The 17,100-nt window shown below is 59.5% G+C and carries 12 protein-coding genes; 10 read left to right on the top strand and 2 right to left on the bottom strand.

Annotated elements, in window-relative coordinates; translation table 11 throughout:
• The first annotated feature begins 141 nt into the window (after positions 1-141).
• The 7 genes from LOY36_RS23705 to LOY36_RS23675 all read left to right on the top strand — a co-directional run bounded on the left by LOY36_RS23705 (position 142) and on the right by LOY36_RS23675 (position 11,876).
• Positions 142-924, top strand: coding sequence for a class II aldolase/adducin family protein (locus LOY36_RS23705; RefSeq protein ID WP_258671143.1), 783 nt, complete (start codon positions 142-144; stop codon positions 922-924).
• Complete coding sequence (locus LOY36_RS23700; RefSeq protein WP_019647680.1) at positions 925-1,827, top strand: alpha/beta fold hydrolase; 903 nt, start codon at positions 925-927, stop codon at positions 1,825-1,827.
• 109 nt (positions 1,828-1,936) lie between these two features.
• Positions 1,937-2,848 (top strand): SDR family oxidoreductase, encoded by a 912-nt coding sequence (locus LOY36_RS23695; RefSeq protein WP_258671142.1) that lies wholly within the window; start codon positions 1,937-1,939, stop codon positions 2,846-2,848.
• Between the two features lie 580 nt (positions 2,849-3,428).
• The gene (locus LOY36_RS23690) at positions 3,429-5,222 is read left to right on the top strand and encodes a DUF1302 domain-containing protein (protein WP_258671141.1); all 1,794 of its coding nucleotides are present in this window, start codon (positions 3,429-3,431) and stop codon (positions 5,220-5,222) included.
• 23 nt (positions 5,223-5,245) lie between these two features.
• A complete protein-coding gene (locus LOY36_RS23685; protein ID WP_019647684.1) occupies positions 5,246-6,613 on the top strand; it encodes a DUF1329 domain-containing protein in 1,368 nt (455 codons plus the stop codon).
• 140 nt (positions 6,614-6,753) lie between these two features.
• A complete protein-coding gene (locus LOY36_RS23680; protein ID WP_258671140.1) occupies positions 6,754-9,315 on the top strand; it encodes a LuxR C-terminal-related transcriptional regulator in 2,562 nt (853 codons plus the stop codon).
• A 167-nt stretch (positions 9,316-9,482) separates the two neighbouring features.
• On the top strand, positions 9,483-11,876 hold the full coding sequence (locus LOY36_RS23675) for a dermonecrotic toxin domain-containing protein (protein ID WP_258671139.1): 2,394 nt from the start codon (positions 9,483-9,485) through the stop codon (positions 11,874-11,876).
• Between the two features lie 33 nt (positions 11,877-11,909).
• Here the strand turns inward: LOY36_RS23675 and LOY36_RS23670 are convergent, their stop codons facing one another.
• On the bottom strand, positions 11,910-12,704 hold the full coding sequence (locus LOY36_RS23670; RefSeq protein WP_258671138.1) for an IclR family transcriptional regulator: 795 nt from the start codon (positions 12,702-12,704) through the stop codon (positions 11,910-11,912).
• A 163-nt stretch (positions 12,705-12,867) separates the two neighbouring features.
• Between LOY36_RS23670 and hmgA the strand changes: the two genes are divergently transcribed.
• Genes hmgA through maiA form a run of 3 tightly spaced genes read left to right on the top strand, consistent with a single transcriptional unit; the run spans position 12,868 to position 16,131 of the window.
• Positions 12,868-14,172 carry a homogentisate 1,2-dioxygenase gene (hmgA, locus tag LOY36_RS23665; RefSeq protein ID WP_258671137.1) on the top strand — a complete coding sequence of 435 codons (1,305 nt, stop codon included), beginning with the start codon at positions 12,868-12,870 and terminating at the stop codon, positions 14,170-14,172.
• A 3-nt stretch (positions 14,173-14,175) separates the two neighbouring features.
• Positions 14,176-15,483, top strand: a complete 1,308-nt coding sequence (gene fahA, locus LOY36_RS23660) for a fumarylacetoacetase (protein WP_007936384.1) — start codon at positions 14,176-14,178, stop codon at positions 15,481-15,483.
• Positions 15,484-15,495: 12 nt separating this feature from the next.
• Positions 15,496-16,131 carry a maleylacetoacetate isomerase gene (maiA, locus tag LOY36_RS23655; RefSeq protein WP_258671136.1) on the top strand — a complete coding sequence of 212 codons (636 nt, stop codon included), beginning with the start codon at positions 15,496-15,498 and terminating at the stop codon, positions 16,129-16,131.
• Between the two features lie 64 nt (positions 16,132-16,195).
• Here maiA and LOY36_RS23650 read toward each other — a convergent pair whose 3' ends face one another.
• Positions 16,196-16,999, bottom strand: coding sequence for a SirB1 family protein (locus LOY36_RS23650; RefSeq protein ID WP_258671135.1), 804 nt, complete (start codon positions 16,997-16,999; stop codon positions 16,196-16,198).
• Between the last annotated feature and the right edge of the window lie 101 nt (positions 17,000-17,100).

The following is a 17,100-nucleotide window of genomic DNA, read 5'->3' as shown; positions in this document are numbered from 1 at the left end:
GGATCCAGGCTCCCCCGCGCACTGACTCGCTCGGCCACCAAGCTGGCTGCCAATGCAACTAGCCGATCTCCGGGGGCTGACTAGACTGCTGTAACGTCAGTGAACATTAAGAACCCAGAACAATAAAAAGAGATCCTTGCCGTGAGCGTAACTCCCTTCCAGTCGCTACACAGTCTCCAGGATAAAGTCAGTGCCGCCGAGTGGCAGACCCGCGTCGACCTGGCGGCCTGTTATCGTCTGGTCGCCCTCCACGGCTGGGACGATCTGATCTTCACGCACATTTCAGCCAAGGTGCCAGGCACTGAAGACTTCCTGATCAACCCGTTCGGGATGATGTTCCATGAAATCACCGCGTCGAGCCTGGTCAAGGTCGATCAGGCCGGCAACAAATTGATGGACAGCCCCTACGAGATCAACCCGGCGGGTTACACCATCCACAGCGCGGTGCATGAAGTCCGGCATGACGTCGTGAGTGTACTGCATACCCACACGGCGGCGGGCGTGGCGGTATCGGCTCAGAAACAGGGCATTTTGCCGATCAGTCAGCAGTCATTGTTCGTCCTGTCCAGCCTGGCTTATCACGCCTACGAAGGCGTGGCACTGAACCATGAGGAGAAGGCGCGGCTGCAAGCCGACCTGGGTGAAAACAATTTTCTGATGCTGCACAACCACGGTCTGCTGACCTGTGGCGGCACCATCGCCGACACGTTCCTGATGATGTTTACCTTTCAGCGCGCCTGCGAGATTCAGGTGCTGGCGCAGAACGGTGGCGCGGAGCTGATCGCCATCGAACCGCAGATTCTGGCGGGCGCCAAGGCGATGATCGCCGGCGTCACCAAAAGTGCTCAAGGGATGGGTGGCGCGCTGGCCTGGCCGGCGCTGCTGCGCAAACTCGATAAACAAGACCCGGGTTATAAACTCTAAATGGCACTCGCCGAAATTCCTCTGTGTGTCTGGCGTAAACGCGGCCAGACGTTCGTCTTCCGCGGTCAGACTATCCGCTATTGGGCAGCGGGACAGGGCGAGCCGCTGTTGCTGATCCATGGCTTCCCGACCGCCAGCTGGGACTGGCATTACCTGTGGCAGCCGCTGGCGCAGCGCTATCGGGTGATTGCCTGCGACATGCTCGGCTTCGGCGATTCGGCCAAACCGGTGAACCACCATTACAGCCTGCTGGAACAGGCCGATCTGCAACAGGCGTTACTGGCGCACTTGAACGTCGAGCAACCTGTTCACGTGTTGGCACACGATTATGGCGACAGCGTTGCCCAGGAGCTCTTGGCCCGGCACTACGAAGCACGCGCTCATATCGCCAGTTGCGTGTTCCTCAATGGTGGATTGTTTCCCGAAACCCATCGCCCGGTGTTGATGCAAAAACTCCTGCTAAGCCCCTTGGGCTGGATGATCGGGCTAGCTTTTACCCGTGACGCTCTGGTGAAGAGTTTCAAGCAGATTTTCGGTCCGCAGACCCGGCCCACCGAAAGTGAGCTGGATGATTTCTGGAGCCTGGTCGACAGCAATCACGGGCAGCGGATCATGCATAAACTGATCGGTTATATCCCGCAGCGACGGGTCCAGCGTGAGCGTTGGGTCAGCGCCATGCAGCGTGGCGAGATACCGCTGCGATTTATCAATGGCGAGGTCGACCCGGTTTCCGGCGCGCACATGGTGGCGCGCTATCGGCAACTGATTCCCGCCCCGGACACTGTCCTGCTGTCCGAGATCGGCCATTACCCACAGATCGAAGCGCCGGCGCAGGTGCTCAAGCACTATCTGGAATTTCGCGATCAGTTGATTTCACCGCCGCTCAAGTTGGCGTGTTCCTGACTATCCCGCTGCCTTATCGCGCACCATTCAGCCGCCCCCGTGTTCATTGTGACCGGCAGCTCTGTGCCTGACACTCACACTAATAGTCCCTGGCCTGCTGGAGTTCCCCATGAATGAGTCTGTGCGCTTCGAAGATAAAGTCGTGATCGTCACCGGTGCGGGCGGCGGCTTGGGGCGAGCGCATGCATTGCTGTTCGCAAAGCAGGGCGCCAAAGTGCTGGTCAATGATCTCGGCGGCTCGGCTCAGGGTGAAGGCGCCAATGCATCGGCGGCCGATCGGGTGGTGGCGGAAATTCGTGAAGCGGGCGGCATTGCCGAGGCAAACCATGACTCCGTCACCGACGGTGACAAAATCGTCCAGCACGCCCTCGATACGTTCGGTCGTATCGATGTCGTGGTGAACAACGCCGGCATCCTGCGCGACAAGACCTTTCACAAAATGGACGACAGCGATTGGGACCTGGTTTACCGCGTTCACGTCGAAGGCGCCTACAAGGTCACTCGCGCCGCCTGGCCACACATGCGTGAGCAAAACTATGGCCGCGTGATCTTCACCGCGTCGACCTCGGGCATCTATGGCAACTTCGGCCAGTCCAACTATGGCATGGCCAAACTCGGCCTCTACGGCCTGACCCGCACACTGGCTATCGAGGGCCGCAAGAACAACATCCTGGTCAACGCCATCGCCCCTACCGGCGGCACCCGCATGACTGAAGGCCTGATCCCGCCGCAAGTATTCGAGCAACTCAAACCGGAACTGGTCAGCCCATTGGTGGTGTACCTGGCCAGCGAGCAATGCCAGGAAACGTCGGGGCTGTTCGAGGTCGGTGGCGGCTGGATGGGCAAGGTGCGCTGGGAGCGCAGCCTGGGGGCCGGGTTCGATCCGCGGGTCGGTTTCTCGCCGGAGGATGTGGCGGCGCATTGGCAGCAGATCTGCGATTTCGAAGGCGCGGCGCATCCGAAGGACAACATTGAGGCGCTGAAGGAAATGATGGAGAACTTGCAGAAGCATTCCCTCTGATTGCGCGACATCTGGCGGGGCTTGCCTGAGTCCCGTCATCTCCCCCCGATTGCTTCCTGCCTGAAAACCTTTCGCCCATAAAAAAGGCCGCTGCAAACGCAGCGGCCAAAGTAAGACGTGGATCCAGGAGCTACAAATCAACGTCAGTGAACACAGGGCGATGAGTCGAAAAAATACGCTTCAAATCATCTGGATTCTGTCGCCAACGGGGTGGTCTATCATCCCCGTTCTTTGTGCTTTCGGGCCGTTTTCCGTGAAAGCCGGACAAGAATAAGATATTGATCACAAAGGAAAAATAGCGATTTCAGACATGCACTGTTACAGTCTTGGCAACAGTCTTCGGCTGACCTTTTGTAACAGCTGCCGTTAGCTGCGCCAGCTGTTACACATCCAACTTCAATCATGTCCCATGCACTGCACTGATAACCCTCCATCCAGCCCATCCATACCCCGCGCAAAACCCCGCCCCATGCGGGGCTTCATCCTTTGGAGGTACATCGCGAATACCTCCTTGGTGCGCTTATCGCTCCCGGCGAGCGGCAGTAGGGTGGGGCCTTCTGTCACTCACCGGGGAAGACGCATGACAAAAACAACAATGCGCGCCATCTTCAAGCCGCAAGCGCTGGCCGCTGCGGTGGCCTTGGGCTGCTGTGCCCAGGCGCAGGCCGTTTCATTCAACATCGGCGAAATCGAGGGGCAGTTCGATTCCTCGTTGTCCGTCGGCGCGAGCTGGGGCATGCGCGATGCCGACAAGTCGCTGGTGGGTACCGTCAATGGTGGGACAGGCCAATCCTCGACCGGTGATGACGGACGCCTGAACTTCAAGAAAGGTGAAACCTTCTCCAAGATCTTCAAGGGCATCCACGACCTCGAATTGAAGTACGGCGACACCGGCGTGTTCGTCCGTGGCAAGTACTGGTACGACTTCGAGCTGAAGGATGAAGACCGCGAGTTCAAGCAGATCAGCGACAGCGGTCGCAAGGAAGGCGCCAAGTCTTCCGGGGCGGAGCTTCTCGATGCCTTCGTTTATCACAACTATTCCATCGCCGATCTGCCGGGCACCGTACGTGCCGGTAAACAGGTGGTCAGCTGGGGTGAAAGCACTTTCATCGGCAATTCGATCAACAGCATCAACCCGGTCGACGTTTCGGCGTTCCGGCGTCCCGGCGCGGAGATCAAGGAAGGCCTGATTCCGGTCAACATGCTGTTCGCTTCCCAGGGCTTGACCGATCAACTCACGGTGGAAGGTTTCTACCAACTGGAGTGGGATCAGACGGTTCTCGACAACTGTGGCACCTTCTTCGGTAACGACGTGGTGGCGGACGGTTGCAACAACAACTACACCGTCGGCAGCCCGGCGATTGCTCCGTTGGCACCGCTGGCGGCAGCCTTTGGCCAACCTATCCAGGTCACCCGTGAGGGCGTGATCGTGCCCCGTGGCGGTGACCGTGACGCACGGGATTCGGGGCAGTGGGGCGCGGCTTTGCGCTGGCTCGGTGACGACACCGAATACGGCCTCTACTTCATGAACTACCACAGTCGCACACCGACCGTCGGCACCACCACCGCCGGGCTGTCGACACTGGCCAGACTGCCGGGCATGGTCAGCGCCGCCAACCGTCTGGCTCCGGGCAGCGGTGCGGGCCTGGCCCAAAGCGTGATGCTCGGGCGCGGCCAGTATTACCTCGAATACCCGGAAGACATTCGCCTGTACGGTGCGAGTTTCTCCACCACGTTGCCCACCGGTACTGCCTGGACTGGCGAAATCAGCTATCGGCCTAACGCTCCGGTGCAGGTCAACACCAACGACCTGACCCTGGCGTTGCTCAACCCGATCGCCGGCGGCGCGGCATCGCCTGTAGCGACCCGGCCTGGCGCCGACAATACCGGTTACCGCCGCAAGGAAGTGACCCAGGTGCAAAGCACCCTGACGCATTTCTTCGATCAAGTGCTGGGCGCCCAACGGCTGACCCTGGTCGGTGAAGCGGCGATGGTCCATGTCGGTGGTCTGGAGCCGCGGAGCAAGCTGCGTTACGGCCGTGATTCGGTCTACGGCCAGTACGGTTTCGGTGGCGATACCGACGGCTTCGTCACCTCGACCTCCTGGGGCTACCGTGCCCGGGCGATCCTCGATTACGCCAACGTGATCGGCGGGATCAACCTCAAGCCCAACCTGTCCTGGTCCCATGATGTCGCCGGCTACGGCCCCAACGGGCTGTTCAACGAAGGCGCCAAGGCGATTAGCGTCGGTGTCGATGCCGACTACCGCAACACCTATACCGCAAGCTTGAGTTACACCGACTTTTTCGGCGGGAATTACAACACCCTGACCGACCGCGACTTCCTGGCGCTGAGCTTCGGCGTGAACTTCTGATCTGGCTGAGAAGGATGATGTTAATGCGCAAGATGATTCTGCAATGCGGCGCCCTGGCACTGAGTCTGTTGGCCGCCAACGTGATGGCTGCGGTCTCGCCGGAAGAGGCCAATAAGCTCGGCACCACCCTCACGCCGCTGGGCGCCGAGAAGGCCGGCAACGCCGATGGTTCGATCCCGGCCTGGACCGGTGGCATCCCGAAAAACGCTGGCGCGGTCGACAGCAAAGGCTTCCTGGCTGACCCGTTCGCCAGTGAAAAGCCGCTGTTCACCATCACCGCTGCAACGGTCGACAAGTACAAGGACAAGCTTTCGGACGGGCAGGTGGCGATGTTCAAGCGCTACCCGGAAACCTACAAGATTCCGGTCTACCCAACCCACCGTACTGTGGCCGTGCCGCCGGAAATCTACGAGTCGGCCAAGCGCAGCGCGCTGAACGTAACCAGCATCAACGACGGTAACGGTCTGGCCAATTTCACCGGCAATCGCTACTACGCGTTCCCGATTCCGAAGAATGGCGTCGAGGTGCTGTGGAACCACATCACCCGTTACCACGGCGGAAATCTGCGACGGATCATCACCCAGGTGACGCCGCAGACCAACGGCAGCTACACACCGATCCGCTTTGAGGAAGAGATCGCCGTACCGCAATTGATGAAGGACCTGGACCCGGAAAAAGCCGCTAACGTGCTGACGTTCTTCAAGCAGTCGGTGACCGCGCCGGCACGGCTGGCGGGTAACGTGCTGCTGGTGCATGAAACCCTCGACCAGGTGAAAGAGCCGCGACTGGCGTGGATCTACAACGCCGGTCAACGTCGCGTGCGCCGTGCACCGCAAGTGGCCTACGACGGACCGGGCACCGCCGCTGACGGCCTGCGGACTTCGGATAACTTCGACATGTTCTCCGGTGCGCCAGATCGCTACGACTGGAAACTGATCGGCAAAAAGGAAATGTACATTCCCTACAACAGCTACAAACTCGACTCGCCGAGCCTCAAGTACGATGACGTGGTGAAAGCCGGGCACATCAACCAGGACCTGACCCGCTACGAGTTGCACCGGGTCTGGGAAGTGGTCGGTACGGTCAAGCCAAGTGAGCGGCACATCTACGCCAAACGCCACATGTATCTCGACGAAGACAGCTGGCAAGTGGCGCTGGTGGACCACTACGACGGTCGCGGCCAACTGTGGCGAGTGGCCGAAGGTCACGCCCAGTACTACTACGATCACCAGACTCCGGCCTACACCCTCGAGGCGCTCTACGACATCATTGCTGGCCGATACATTGCCCTGGGAATGAAGAACGAAGAGAAGCACAGTTTCATATTTGGCTTTGACGCCAAGGCTGCCGACTACACACCGTCGGCTCTGCGCGCCGAGGGCGTTCGGTAAGGGTTTTGATACATTGGCATCACAAAAGGCGACCGGTGGGTCGCCTTTTTTATGGGCGCCAATCAGCGCGCTGAATACCTCTCAACAAGCGGGTTGGAGAGGGTTAGGGTTGTCGGACAATTATAAAAAGGCACGCTGCAATGACCGCCATGACCCTGTGTCTGGACCGTTCTGGATTCCTGCCCCGCCTGTCCTCTCATCACCTGTCGCGGGCTCGCTTGACCGAGCCGCTACTGACCTCAACGGCCCGGGTGAAATTACTCTGCGCCCCCGCCGGCAGCGGCAAGAGTGCGCTGCTCGCCGAGTGCCTGTTGCGGGCGCCATCCCAGTGCCGGGTGCATTGGCTGCCCTTGTCTGGTGGGGTGTCGAGCGTGGCCGATTTTCGTCATCGTCTGGCTGAGGCGCTGGGGTTGGCCTCGTCGGGCGAAACCGAATTGCTGAGCAATCTGGCGCGATTGCAGACGCCGACCTGGCTGTTCCTCGATGACTACTGCCGTCTGCCGAGCCCGGAGCTGGACTCGTTGCTGGATCGCATGTTGGCGATCGGCAGCCCGATGCTGACCTGGTGGCTCGGCACTCGCCGCCGGCCGCAATGCAACTGGCCAAGGTTGCTGCTCGATGATGAGTTGTATGAGTGCGAGAGCGCTTCGCTGGCTTTTACTACAGGTGAAGTGGAGCAGCTGTTGCGTCCCTGGGTGCCGGATCAGGCCAACAAGGTGGCCAGTCGGGTCATCCAGCGCACCGGCGGCTGGTGTGCCGGTGTGCGGATCGCGCTGTTGCAGAAGTGCGACTGGTCGCGTCAGGACAACCTCCAGGGACGGGCGGACACCTTGCTCGATTATCTGGAGCACGAGTTGTTCAGCTCGCTGACGCCTGAGTTGAGTGAGGCCTGGCGCGTGCTGGCCCACTTGCCACGTTTCAATGCCCGACTGTGTGATCACCTGTTTGGGGCCGGGGAGGGCGCGCAGTACCTGAAGACCTTGCAAGTACTGGGTTGTTTTATCGAACCCTGGCGCGACTCCACCGACTGGCTGCAGGTGTTCACCCCGTTCACCCAATTGCTGCGCGATGAGCAATGGCCGGCCGGACGCTCCTGGCATCGGCGGGCCTGCCAGTGGTTCTGCGCCGAGCAGGACTGGAAGTCAGCCTTCGAACAGGCATTGCTTGCCGAGGAATACGAAGTGGCGGTCAGCCTGTTGCAGCACTTCAGTTTCGAGCATCTGTTCGAGGAGCAGACAGTGGTGCTGTTGTTGCGTCTGCATGAGCAACAAGGCGAGGAGCTGATGCTCGGCTCGCCGCAATTGATCGGGTTGATCACGGCGGCATCGTTGTTTGCGGGGCGGTTTGAGCAAGCGGCCGATTGCATCGAACACCTGTCGCGCTTTACCCCTCAACCGTCGGCGTTCTTGCAGCGGCAACTGATTGCCCGCTGGCAGGCTCAGCAAGGCTGGTTACTGCACTTGCAAGGGCGTATGGAGAGCTCGCGCGCGCATTTTCTCGACGCCCTGAGCGAGCTCGGTCCTGACTTCTGGACCGTACGCTTGATGTGCCTGTCGGGTTTGACTCAACAGGCACTGCTCCGGGGCGAGCTTGATGTCGCGCAGTCGCTGAACCGTGAGGCGCTGTGTCTGGCGCGAGCACAAGGCTCGCTGGTGCTAGAAGGGCTGCTGGAGCTTGATCATGCGCAATTGCTGGAGCAGCGCGGAGCTCCCCTGCGCGCGGAAAGCCTGCTCGCCAATATCCATGAGCTGCTGTGTCAGCGTTCTGAGCGGCCGGTCCCGTTGCTGGGGCGAATCGCGTTGCGTCGGGGTCGGCTGGCCCTTTGCCGGGGGCAAGATGAGCGTGCCGCCGAATTCTTCCAGGCCGGGCTGGAGGATTGCCTGCGCAGCCATGACAAACGTGTGCTTTACGGGTTTCTCGGTCAAGCACAACTGGCGGCCAATCAGGGGGACTATGGGCAAGCCTTTGTCCGGCTGCGCGATGCCGAGCGATTGATGCAACAGCGGCAGATTCCAGACACTGTTTACCGTGGCGTACTGTTACAAGTCAGCAGTCATTTCTGGTTGCAACAGGGGCGTGCCGAACTGGCATGCGAGGCCTTGAGCCGAGTGCTCAATCACTATCGCGGGCCGCAAGCGCGACAGGCCCCCCCGGCCACTCTGGAGCTGATTCCGCGCATTGAATATTTGTTGATCATTGCCAGGCACCGGGCAGAGCCGGATGCCATCGATGCTGCACCACAACTTGAGTCGTTGATAAAACAGGTGCAGGCGCGCGGAATGTTCGCGCTCGCCACCGAATTACAACTGGCCCTGGCCGAAGTGCTGTGGTGTGAGGGTCACACTACGAAGGCCATTGATGTGTTGCAGGAGGGCCTTCGCAACGTTGCGCGGTATGAGGCACTTCAAGTGCTAAGTGAGTTGCGCCAGCGTCAGCCGTCATTGTTACACGACGCGCAGGCTTCCCTCTTGTCTTGTGATCAACTTTGCAATCGTGCGGATGCAACAGAAATATTAAGCCAGCGTGAACTGCAAGTGCTGAAGCTGATTGCACTCGGTCATTCCAATCAAGAAATTGCCGACTCATTGTTTATTTCATTACATACCGTTAAAACCCACACTCGGCGCATACACGGAAAATTGCGGGTCGAACGCAGGACGCAGGCGGTGGCTAAGGCCAAGCTGTTAGGGTTGTGGGATTGAATCTGAAAATAAGGTGGTCAGTAAAATTGCTATGGAAGTTTCGGTGTTACATTGGGTTTAAGTTGTAAATAGTTGGTATTGCTTAACTGCTTTGGTGTGTTGTTGTCTTGGACTACTTTTGCTGACGTAAATTTTTCTACGTTATTCAAAACACCAAGGGCAACAAAATGAATATGATGAATAAATATCTGCCTATTGATGTCGGCAGTCGTCCGCAATGGCTTGAGCGTGCCAGCGTTAATGAACAACTGCACTTTGGCGAGCTGGAACAACAGTTAATCGCAAGTCAAGCCGATCTGGACAAACAACTGGGAAGTCATGCCAGTGTGCAGGCTTACGCAAAAAATGTGGCCAGCCAACTGTTGCAGTTGGAGCTTGGCAGCACGCTGGACCCCGACAACCTGATGACCATCAGCCGTTACGTCTTCGATGTGGCCGGGAAGCGAATCACGCAAGAAGACAGGCGTTCTCTGACGGATTTGCTGCTGTGTGGCCTGCACGAGGAGGGGCGGCGGGGATCGATCACGTTTGAAGGTGAAAGTCTTCCTTCCGGATTAAACCAGCAATGGTTGGAGGAAGTGATGAACGAAGACGTGCGTGCCGCCTACGGTGCTGCATACCGGTCTGTGTTCCAGCGCAGTGAGGTGGTCACCACCATGGTCCGTATCACCCGGGATCAATTGTTGCTGAGTGCCTTTGGCGCGAAGCTACAGGGGCATCTCGACGACACCAGTCTCCAACGGGTGCAACAGGCGGTGGACGGGAATGCGAACCTGGTGATCGCGCCCTTACAGCTGCGTGACGATACTCGCCCACTCCTGGAACTGGTTGCCATTGGCAGCCGCAGCCCCAGCCTGGACGACTGGCTGCTGTATGCTCCCGATTCGCCTGGCGGTCAGGATTGGTATCAATTGCCCTCCCTTAGGCAATTGAGCTTTGAAATCGGTGGTTGGACGGCAACGTCCGAGGGGAGCGACTATCTGCTATGGCATTCCCACGCGCTGGATCGTGAGGCCATCAGCGGTTACATGAACCAGATTTCCAAACTGCCCAATCTGTGGCGTGGCGTGGCTCTTGCGCCTACCCCTTACACTGGGGCCGAAGTGCTGAACTCCGTTGTTTTCAATCATCGGGCCTGGCTCGTGGCCCAGGAAGAAAGCCACACCCCCTATGGTTATCGGACCGCTACACAGCAGCAGCGCCAGCACCTCACCCGGATGAACTGTGAACTGCGGGCAATGAAAACCATTGAAGTGCGTGAAGGCGGGTTCATCAGTTATGAGCGTTTTTGCCATCAACTGATCAAACAGCAGATTGAAGAAGTTCTGCTGTCCAGAGGTGAAAAAGTCGCTATCAACCCTGACCGGATTTTCGTGGAATACGAACGGGGTCAACAGATAACCCTGACCCGACTGATCGCCGACGAGGTACATTTTTATTCTGACAACGCGGCCCGGGATGGCGTCCCGCGTTTCACGGAGGCCACTGACCATCCACCCCTCACCAAACTCTCCATTCACGACATTGCCGCTTGGTCGCGAACGTTGCGCCCGGGTGAAAAGTACATCGACATGTTGCGTGCAACGCACATCGACCGTCCCAAAGGCTTTTTCAAGCAGCGGTTATACACGGGGATCATGCAGCGCCAGATGAGTGTGGCAATCCTGCAGGCGCTATTCACAGGCCGTCTGGTTCGGGAGCACTTCGATGAGTTGATGAAAGTTGTCACGGCGTTTGACTCTCCGCAACCGGACTGGCCTGTGGGCGAATCGCCTGCCAACGTGCGACACAGTGCTTTGTTCAAACTCCATCTCAAGGGGCACCTGATTGTCGGTGCGTTCGTTTTCAGGCTGCACGTTGCCGGGAAGATCGAGGAATATCTGTATACCCCGGATGCACCGGATGGACGTGAGCTGCGGCCGTTCAAGGATTTCGTGAGTGCGGTGAAAACCCGTGGCCTCGGTGATTACTTCTATAATCGGGCATTTGGGAAATACCAGCCGCAGGTCGGTACTTACCTGACGGATCTCGAGCAGGTCGCCAACTTCACCGAGGCGCCAATATTGGAGAAGAACAGTCGGGTCACGGATTTGTATTGGTGCTATTACGACGTGTTGACCAAGGTCATCTCTGACGTCGACGAGAAAACGCAAAGTCTTGAAGAGATCATCATCAGCCTGGTGAACAGCGCCGTCGTTTCGGCAGTGAGTGTCATCTCTATTGTCTATGCCCCCGTCGGTATCGCATTGAGCGTCGCCTTGTTTACTCAGAATCTGGTGCAAGGTGTTCATGCCTATACCGAGGGCAATCGGACCAAGGCCCTGAAGCATTACGTCAAGGCGGTGATTGAGTTGGCCTCCCTGGCTAAGGGAGTTCGAGGACTGTCGCAGGTTACCAAGTTGCAGAAAGACCTGATCGGTCTGCTGGGTGATGTGTATACCGTGGAAAAAATGTTTGCCGAAATATCCGGGCAGCCTCGATTGCATGAGCGGGCGCTGGAGGTCATTCAGGAGGTTCTCGACGACCCAGAGAGCATCACGAGCAAAACCACGATCGGGTAAGGACAATGGCTGAGCACAGGTATCGCGTCTGATTCAGCGACTGACATCGGCGGGCTGATACCCCATCCGCCAACTCACGGCCCGCGTCGCTGCCAGCAATCGCTGCGCCGCCGGACCGTTTTCGTCAGCGTGAAACAGTGAGGTCGGACCGACGATGGTCATGACCGCCGCTACGTTCCCTGCTGCGTTGAATACCGGTGCCGACAACGCATCCACACCCGGCATTAGCAACCCATGCACATGATGCAGGCCGCGTACGCGGATCTGTTCGCATAAGGCCGCATAGGTCTGATCGTCCGCCAAGACGTGTCCAGTGGCGTCGTGAAGTTCCTGATCGCGCAAGTCCACGGTTTCCCGCTTTGGTAGGTAAGCGCCAAATACCAGGCCAGTGGATGAACTGAGCAACGGCAATACCGAGCCCAATTGCGTGACCACCGTCACCGACCGCACCGCCGGCTCGATGTGCACGACCGTCGCGCCCTGATTACCCCACACCGCCAAAAAACAGGTTTCGTTCAGATCATCGCGCAGTTCGGCCAAGGGCAGGGCGGCGACTTTCAGCACGTCCATACTGTTCAGAGCAGCCAGGCCGACCCTAAGCGCTTCACGACCGAGGCCGTAATGGTTGGTGGCGGTGTTCTGCTCGGCAAAACCGCTGGCGATCAGCGCCTGGAGATAACGGTGAACCTTGCTCGCCGGCATCTGCACGTGTTCGGCCAGGCGCGACAAAGAGGTCGAGGGCGACAGCTCGGCGAGGGCCTTGAGGATGTCAGTACCGACCTCGGCCGAGCGGACTTTCTGTTTATCGTTGTTGCGCGGCGTTTCCATGAAGGCGGTCTGATCCCGGGACGAATGGGCGTCTTTATAGCTTGACGGTCAATACCAATCAAATTACGTTATGCGTAATTGGATTACGATAAAAATAACCCGGGCGTGCCAATACCTCATCGCAGAGCAATTGGCCATTGCCTACTCCCGTTCAGGAGGCTCCATGAACCTCGATTCAACGGCGCCAGCGCTGGCTTATCAGTCAGGCTTTGGCAACGAATTCAGCAGCGAAGCGTTGCCCGGCGCACTGCCTGTCGGCCAGAACTCCCCGCAAAAAGCTCCTTACGGCCTGTACACCGAACTGTTCTCCGGCACCGCGTTCACCATGGCCCGCAGCGAAGCACGCCGGACCTGGATGTACCGCATTCAGCCGTCGGCCAATCACCCGGCATTCGTCAAACTGGATCGGCAACTGGCCGGTGGTCCGTTGGGTGAAGTGACCCCCAATCGCCTGCGCTGGAACCCCTTGGACATCCCGACCGAGCCCACCGATTTCATCGACGGGCTGGTGAGCATGGCCGCCAATTCGGGCGCGGATAAACCGGCCGGGATCAGCATTTATAACTACCGCGCCAACCGTTCCATGGAGCGGGTGTTCTTCAACGCCGACGGCGAACTGCTGCTGGTACCGGAACTGGGCCGCCTGCGCATCGCCACCGAACTGGGCGTGCTGGAGCTGGAACCGCTGGAAATCGCCGTGCTGCCGCGCGGGCTGAAATTCCGCATCGAACTGCTCGACCCGCAAGCGCGGGGCTACGTGGCCGAAAACCATGGCGCTCCACTGCGCCTGCCGGATCTGGGGCCGATCGGCAGCAACGGCCTGGCCAACCCCCGCGATTTCCTGACCCCGGTGGCGCATTACGAAAACCTCAAGCAACCGACCACCCTGGTGCAGAAATTCCTCGGCCAGTTGTGGGGCTGCGAGCTTGATCATTCGCCGCTGAACGTGGTCGCCTGGCACGGCAATAACGTGCCGTACAAATATGACCTGCGTCGCTTCAACACCATCGGCACGGTGAGCTTCGATCATCCGGATCCGTCGATTTTCACCGTCCTGACCTCCCCGACCAGCGTGCACGGTCTGGCCAACCTCGACTTCGTGATCTTCCCGCCACGCTGGATGGTGGCCGAGAAAACCTTCCGTCCCCCGTGGTTCCACCGCAACCTGATGAACGAATACATGGGCCTGATCAAGGGTGAGTACGACGCCAAGGCCGAAGGTTTCGTGCCGGGCGGCGCCTCGTTGCACAGCTGCATGAGCGCCCACGGCCCCGATGGCGAGACCTGCACCAAGGCAATCAACGCTGAACTGGCGCCGGCTAAAATCGACAACACCATGGCTTTCATGTTCGAGACCAGCCAGGTGCTGCGCCCGAGCCGATTCGCCCTGGATTGCCCGCAACTGCAAAACAATTACGACGCCTGCTGGGCCTCGCTGCCCGCCACTTTCGACCCGACCCGGAGATAACCCATGACTCAGACTTCCATCACTCGTAGCTGGGTTGCCTCCGCCAACGGCCACGCGGATTTCCCGTTGCAAAACCTGCCGCTGGGCGTGTTCAGCGTGAAGGGCGGCGCGCCGCGCAGTGGCGTGGCGATCGGCGACCATATCTTTGATCTGGGCGCGGCACTCGATGCCGGGCTGTTCGACGACGGTGCCGCGCGGACCGCCGTCGAAGCCACCCGTGGCGGCCAGCTGAATGCGTTTTTCGAGCTGGGTCGCGAGGCACGCGTCGCCCTGCGTGAACGCTTGATCGAGTTGTTTAAAGAAGGCAGCACCCTGCATGGCAAGATCGAAGCCCAAGGCGCAAAACTGCTGCCACTGGCGGCGGATTGCCAGATGCACCTGCCGGCGAAGATCAACGACTACACCGACTTCTACGTCGGCATCGAGCACGCGCAGAATGTCGGCAAACTGTTCCGCCCGGACAACCCGTTGCTGCCGAACTACAAGTACGTGCCGATCGGTTACCACGGCCGCGCCTCGACCATTCGTCCGTCCGGCACCGACGTGCGTCGACCGAAAGGCCAGACCCTGCCGGCCGGCCAGACCGAGCCGACGTTTGGCCCGTGCGCCCGTCTGGACTACGAGCTGGAATTGGGCATCTGGATCGGCCAGGGCAACGCAATGGGCGACTCGATTGCTATCGGTGACGCCGCCGATCACATCGCCGGTTTCTGCCTGCTCAACGATTGGTCGGCGCGGGATATCCAGGCCTGGGAATACCAGCCGCTGGGGCCGTTCCTGTCCAAGAGTTTCATCACCAGCATTTCGCCGTGGGTGGTGACGGCCGAAGCGCTGGAACCGTTCCGTCGTGCGCAGCCGGCGCGCCCTGAAGGCGACCCGCAGCCGCTGCCTTACCTGTTCGACAAACGCGATCAGGCGGCCGGTGCCTTCGACATCGAACTCGAAGTGCTGCTGCTGACCGAATCGATGCGAGAACAGAATCTGCCGGCCCATCGCCTGACCCTCAGCAATACCCAACACATGTACTGGACCGTTGCGCAGATGGTGGCGCATCACAGCGTCAACGGCTGCCAGTTGCAGGCCGGCGACCTGTTCGGTTCGGGCACGCTGTCCGGCCCTGAAAGCGGTCAGTTCGGCAGCCTGCTGGAAATCACCGAGGGCGGTAAAAAACCGATCGAACTGGCCTCGGGTGAGGTGCGTAAATTCCTCGAGGATGGCGACGAAATCATCCTGCGGGCACGTTGCAGCCGTGAGGGTTTTGCTTCCATCGGTTTCGGCGAATGCCGCGGCAAAGTGCTGCCGGCGCGCTAAGAGGATCGGCCCATGGAACTCTATACCTATTACCGTTCGACCTCGTCTTTCCGGGTGCGCATTGCGCTGGCGTTGAAGGGGCTGGATTACCAGGCATTGCCGATCAACCTGATCGCGCCGCAGGGGGGCGAACATCGCCAGCCGGCGTATCTGGGCATCAACCCGCAAGGCCGGGTGCCGGCCTTGCGCACCGACGAAGGTGAATTGCTGATTCAGTCACCGGCGATCATCGAGTACCTGGAGGAACGTTATCCACAGGTGCCGCTGCTGTCCAAAGACCTCGCCGCCCGCGCCCACGAGCGTGGCGTGGCGGCGGTGATCGGCTGCGATGTTCACCCGCTGCATAACGTCAGCGTGCTCAATAAGCTGCGGCAGTTGGGGCACGATGAGGCGCAAGTGGTCGAGTGGATCGGTCACTGGATCAGCCAAGGGTTGGCGACGGTGGAGCAGTTGATCGGTGACGCCGGTTATTGCTTCGGCGATCAGCCAGGGCTGGCGGATGTTTATTTGATCCCGCAGCTGTATGCGGCCGAGCGCTTCAATATTGCTCTGGACGCTTACCCGCGAATTCGTCGAGTGGCAGCGTTGGCGGCGCAGCATCCGGCATTCGTCAAGGCGCACCCGGCGAATCAGCCGGACACCCCGTAAGGCAAGATCAAAAGATCGTCCGAACGCGGCCCGAGCCTTCGGACGATCTTTTGATCTTTTGCTTTTAATGCACAACCGAATTGGGCGGCAAATGCCCCAACCGTTCAGTCAGGCGAATCCGCTGGATCGGGTCGTCGCAGAGCAGCAGCGCGTGTTCCAGGTCAAAACGCTCGGCATTCGGGCAATCCAGCCGTTGATAGAGGCTGGCCCGGGCCAGGTAGTCGGAGGCGTTGGCGTTGCCCAGCTCCAGCACGCGCTCGGCGTCGATCAGGGCGTCGATGTAGTCATCGTTCGTGAGGTACAACTGGCGCAGGTTGCGTGACAGCCGTTGCAGCATCTGCGCAGGTTCGGCGGTCTGCAAATGCTCGGCGCTGAGCTGCATGTTCGGGCCGTACTGGCGTTGCAGCAGTTCACGGCAATCGTTGGGGTACAGCCGGCGCCCGCCGCACGGGTCGAGCAGGTGATCGGCGCCTTGCACCCGCAGCAGGAAATGCCCGGGGAAGTTGACCCCGACCATGGGAATCTCCAGCCTTCTGGCCAGTTCCAGCGCAATCAGGCCCAGCGCCAGCGGCTGACCGCGCCGGCGTTCCAGTACTTTATGGAGCAATGCCACTTGCGGGCGCAAGGGCGTGAAGTCGTCCTGGGCGAACCCCAGGTCATTCATGCGCCGCAACAACGGTTGCGCCAACTCATTTACCGGCAGCATCGGTAATCCGTAGCTGACCCGCTGTTGCAAGTCCTTGAAGTCCGCCAGCACAGCTTCGGGATTCAGCTCTTTATCGTGTTCGGCGGCGATCCACAACGCCGCCTCGAACAGCGCGGGCGGTGATCGTTGCAGACAGTCGAAAAAGCGTTGGCGCGGGGTCATCAAAATCTCCGGGCAATGCCTCGTTTTAGCCCCGTCGCAGGCTTTCGTCCAGTGCTGAACACAGGCTGTAGCAGGTTATGTCCGAAAACCTTTAAAGCGGC

This window comes from Pseudomonas sp. B21-019 (assembly GCF_024749225.1).
Classification (GTDB): Bacteria; Pseudomonadota; Gammaproteobacteria; order Pseudomonadales; family Pseudomonadaceae; genus Aquipseudomonas.
The sequence above is the reverse complement of the archived record's forward strand: the minus strand, read 5'-3'. Positions and strand labels throughout refer to the sequence as shown.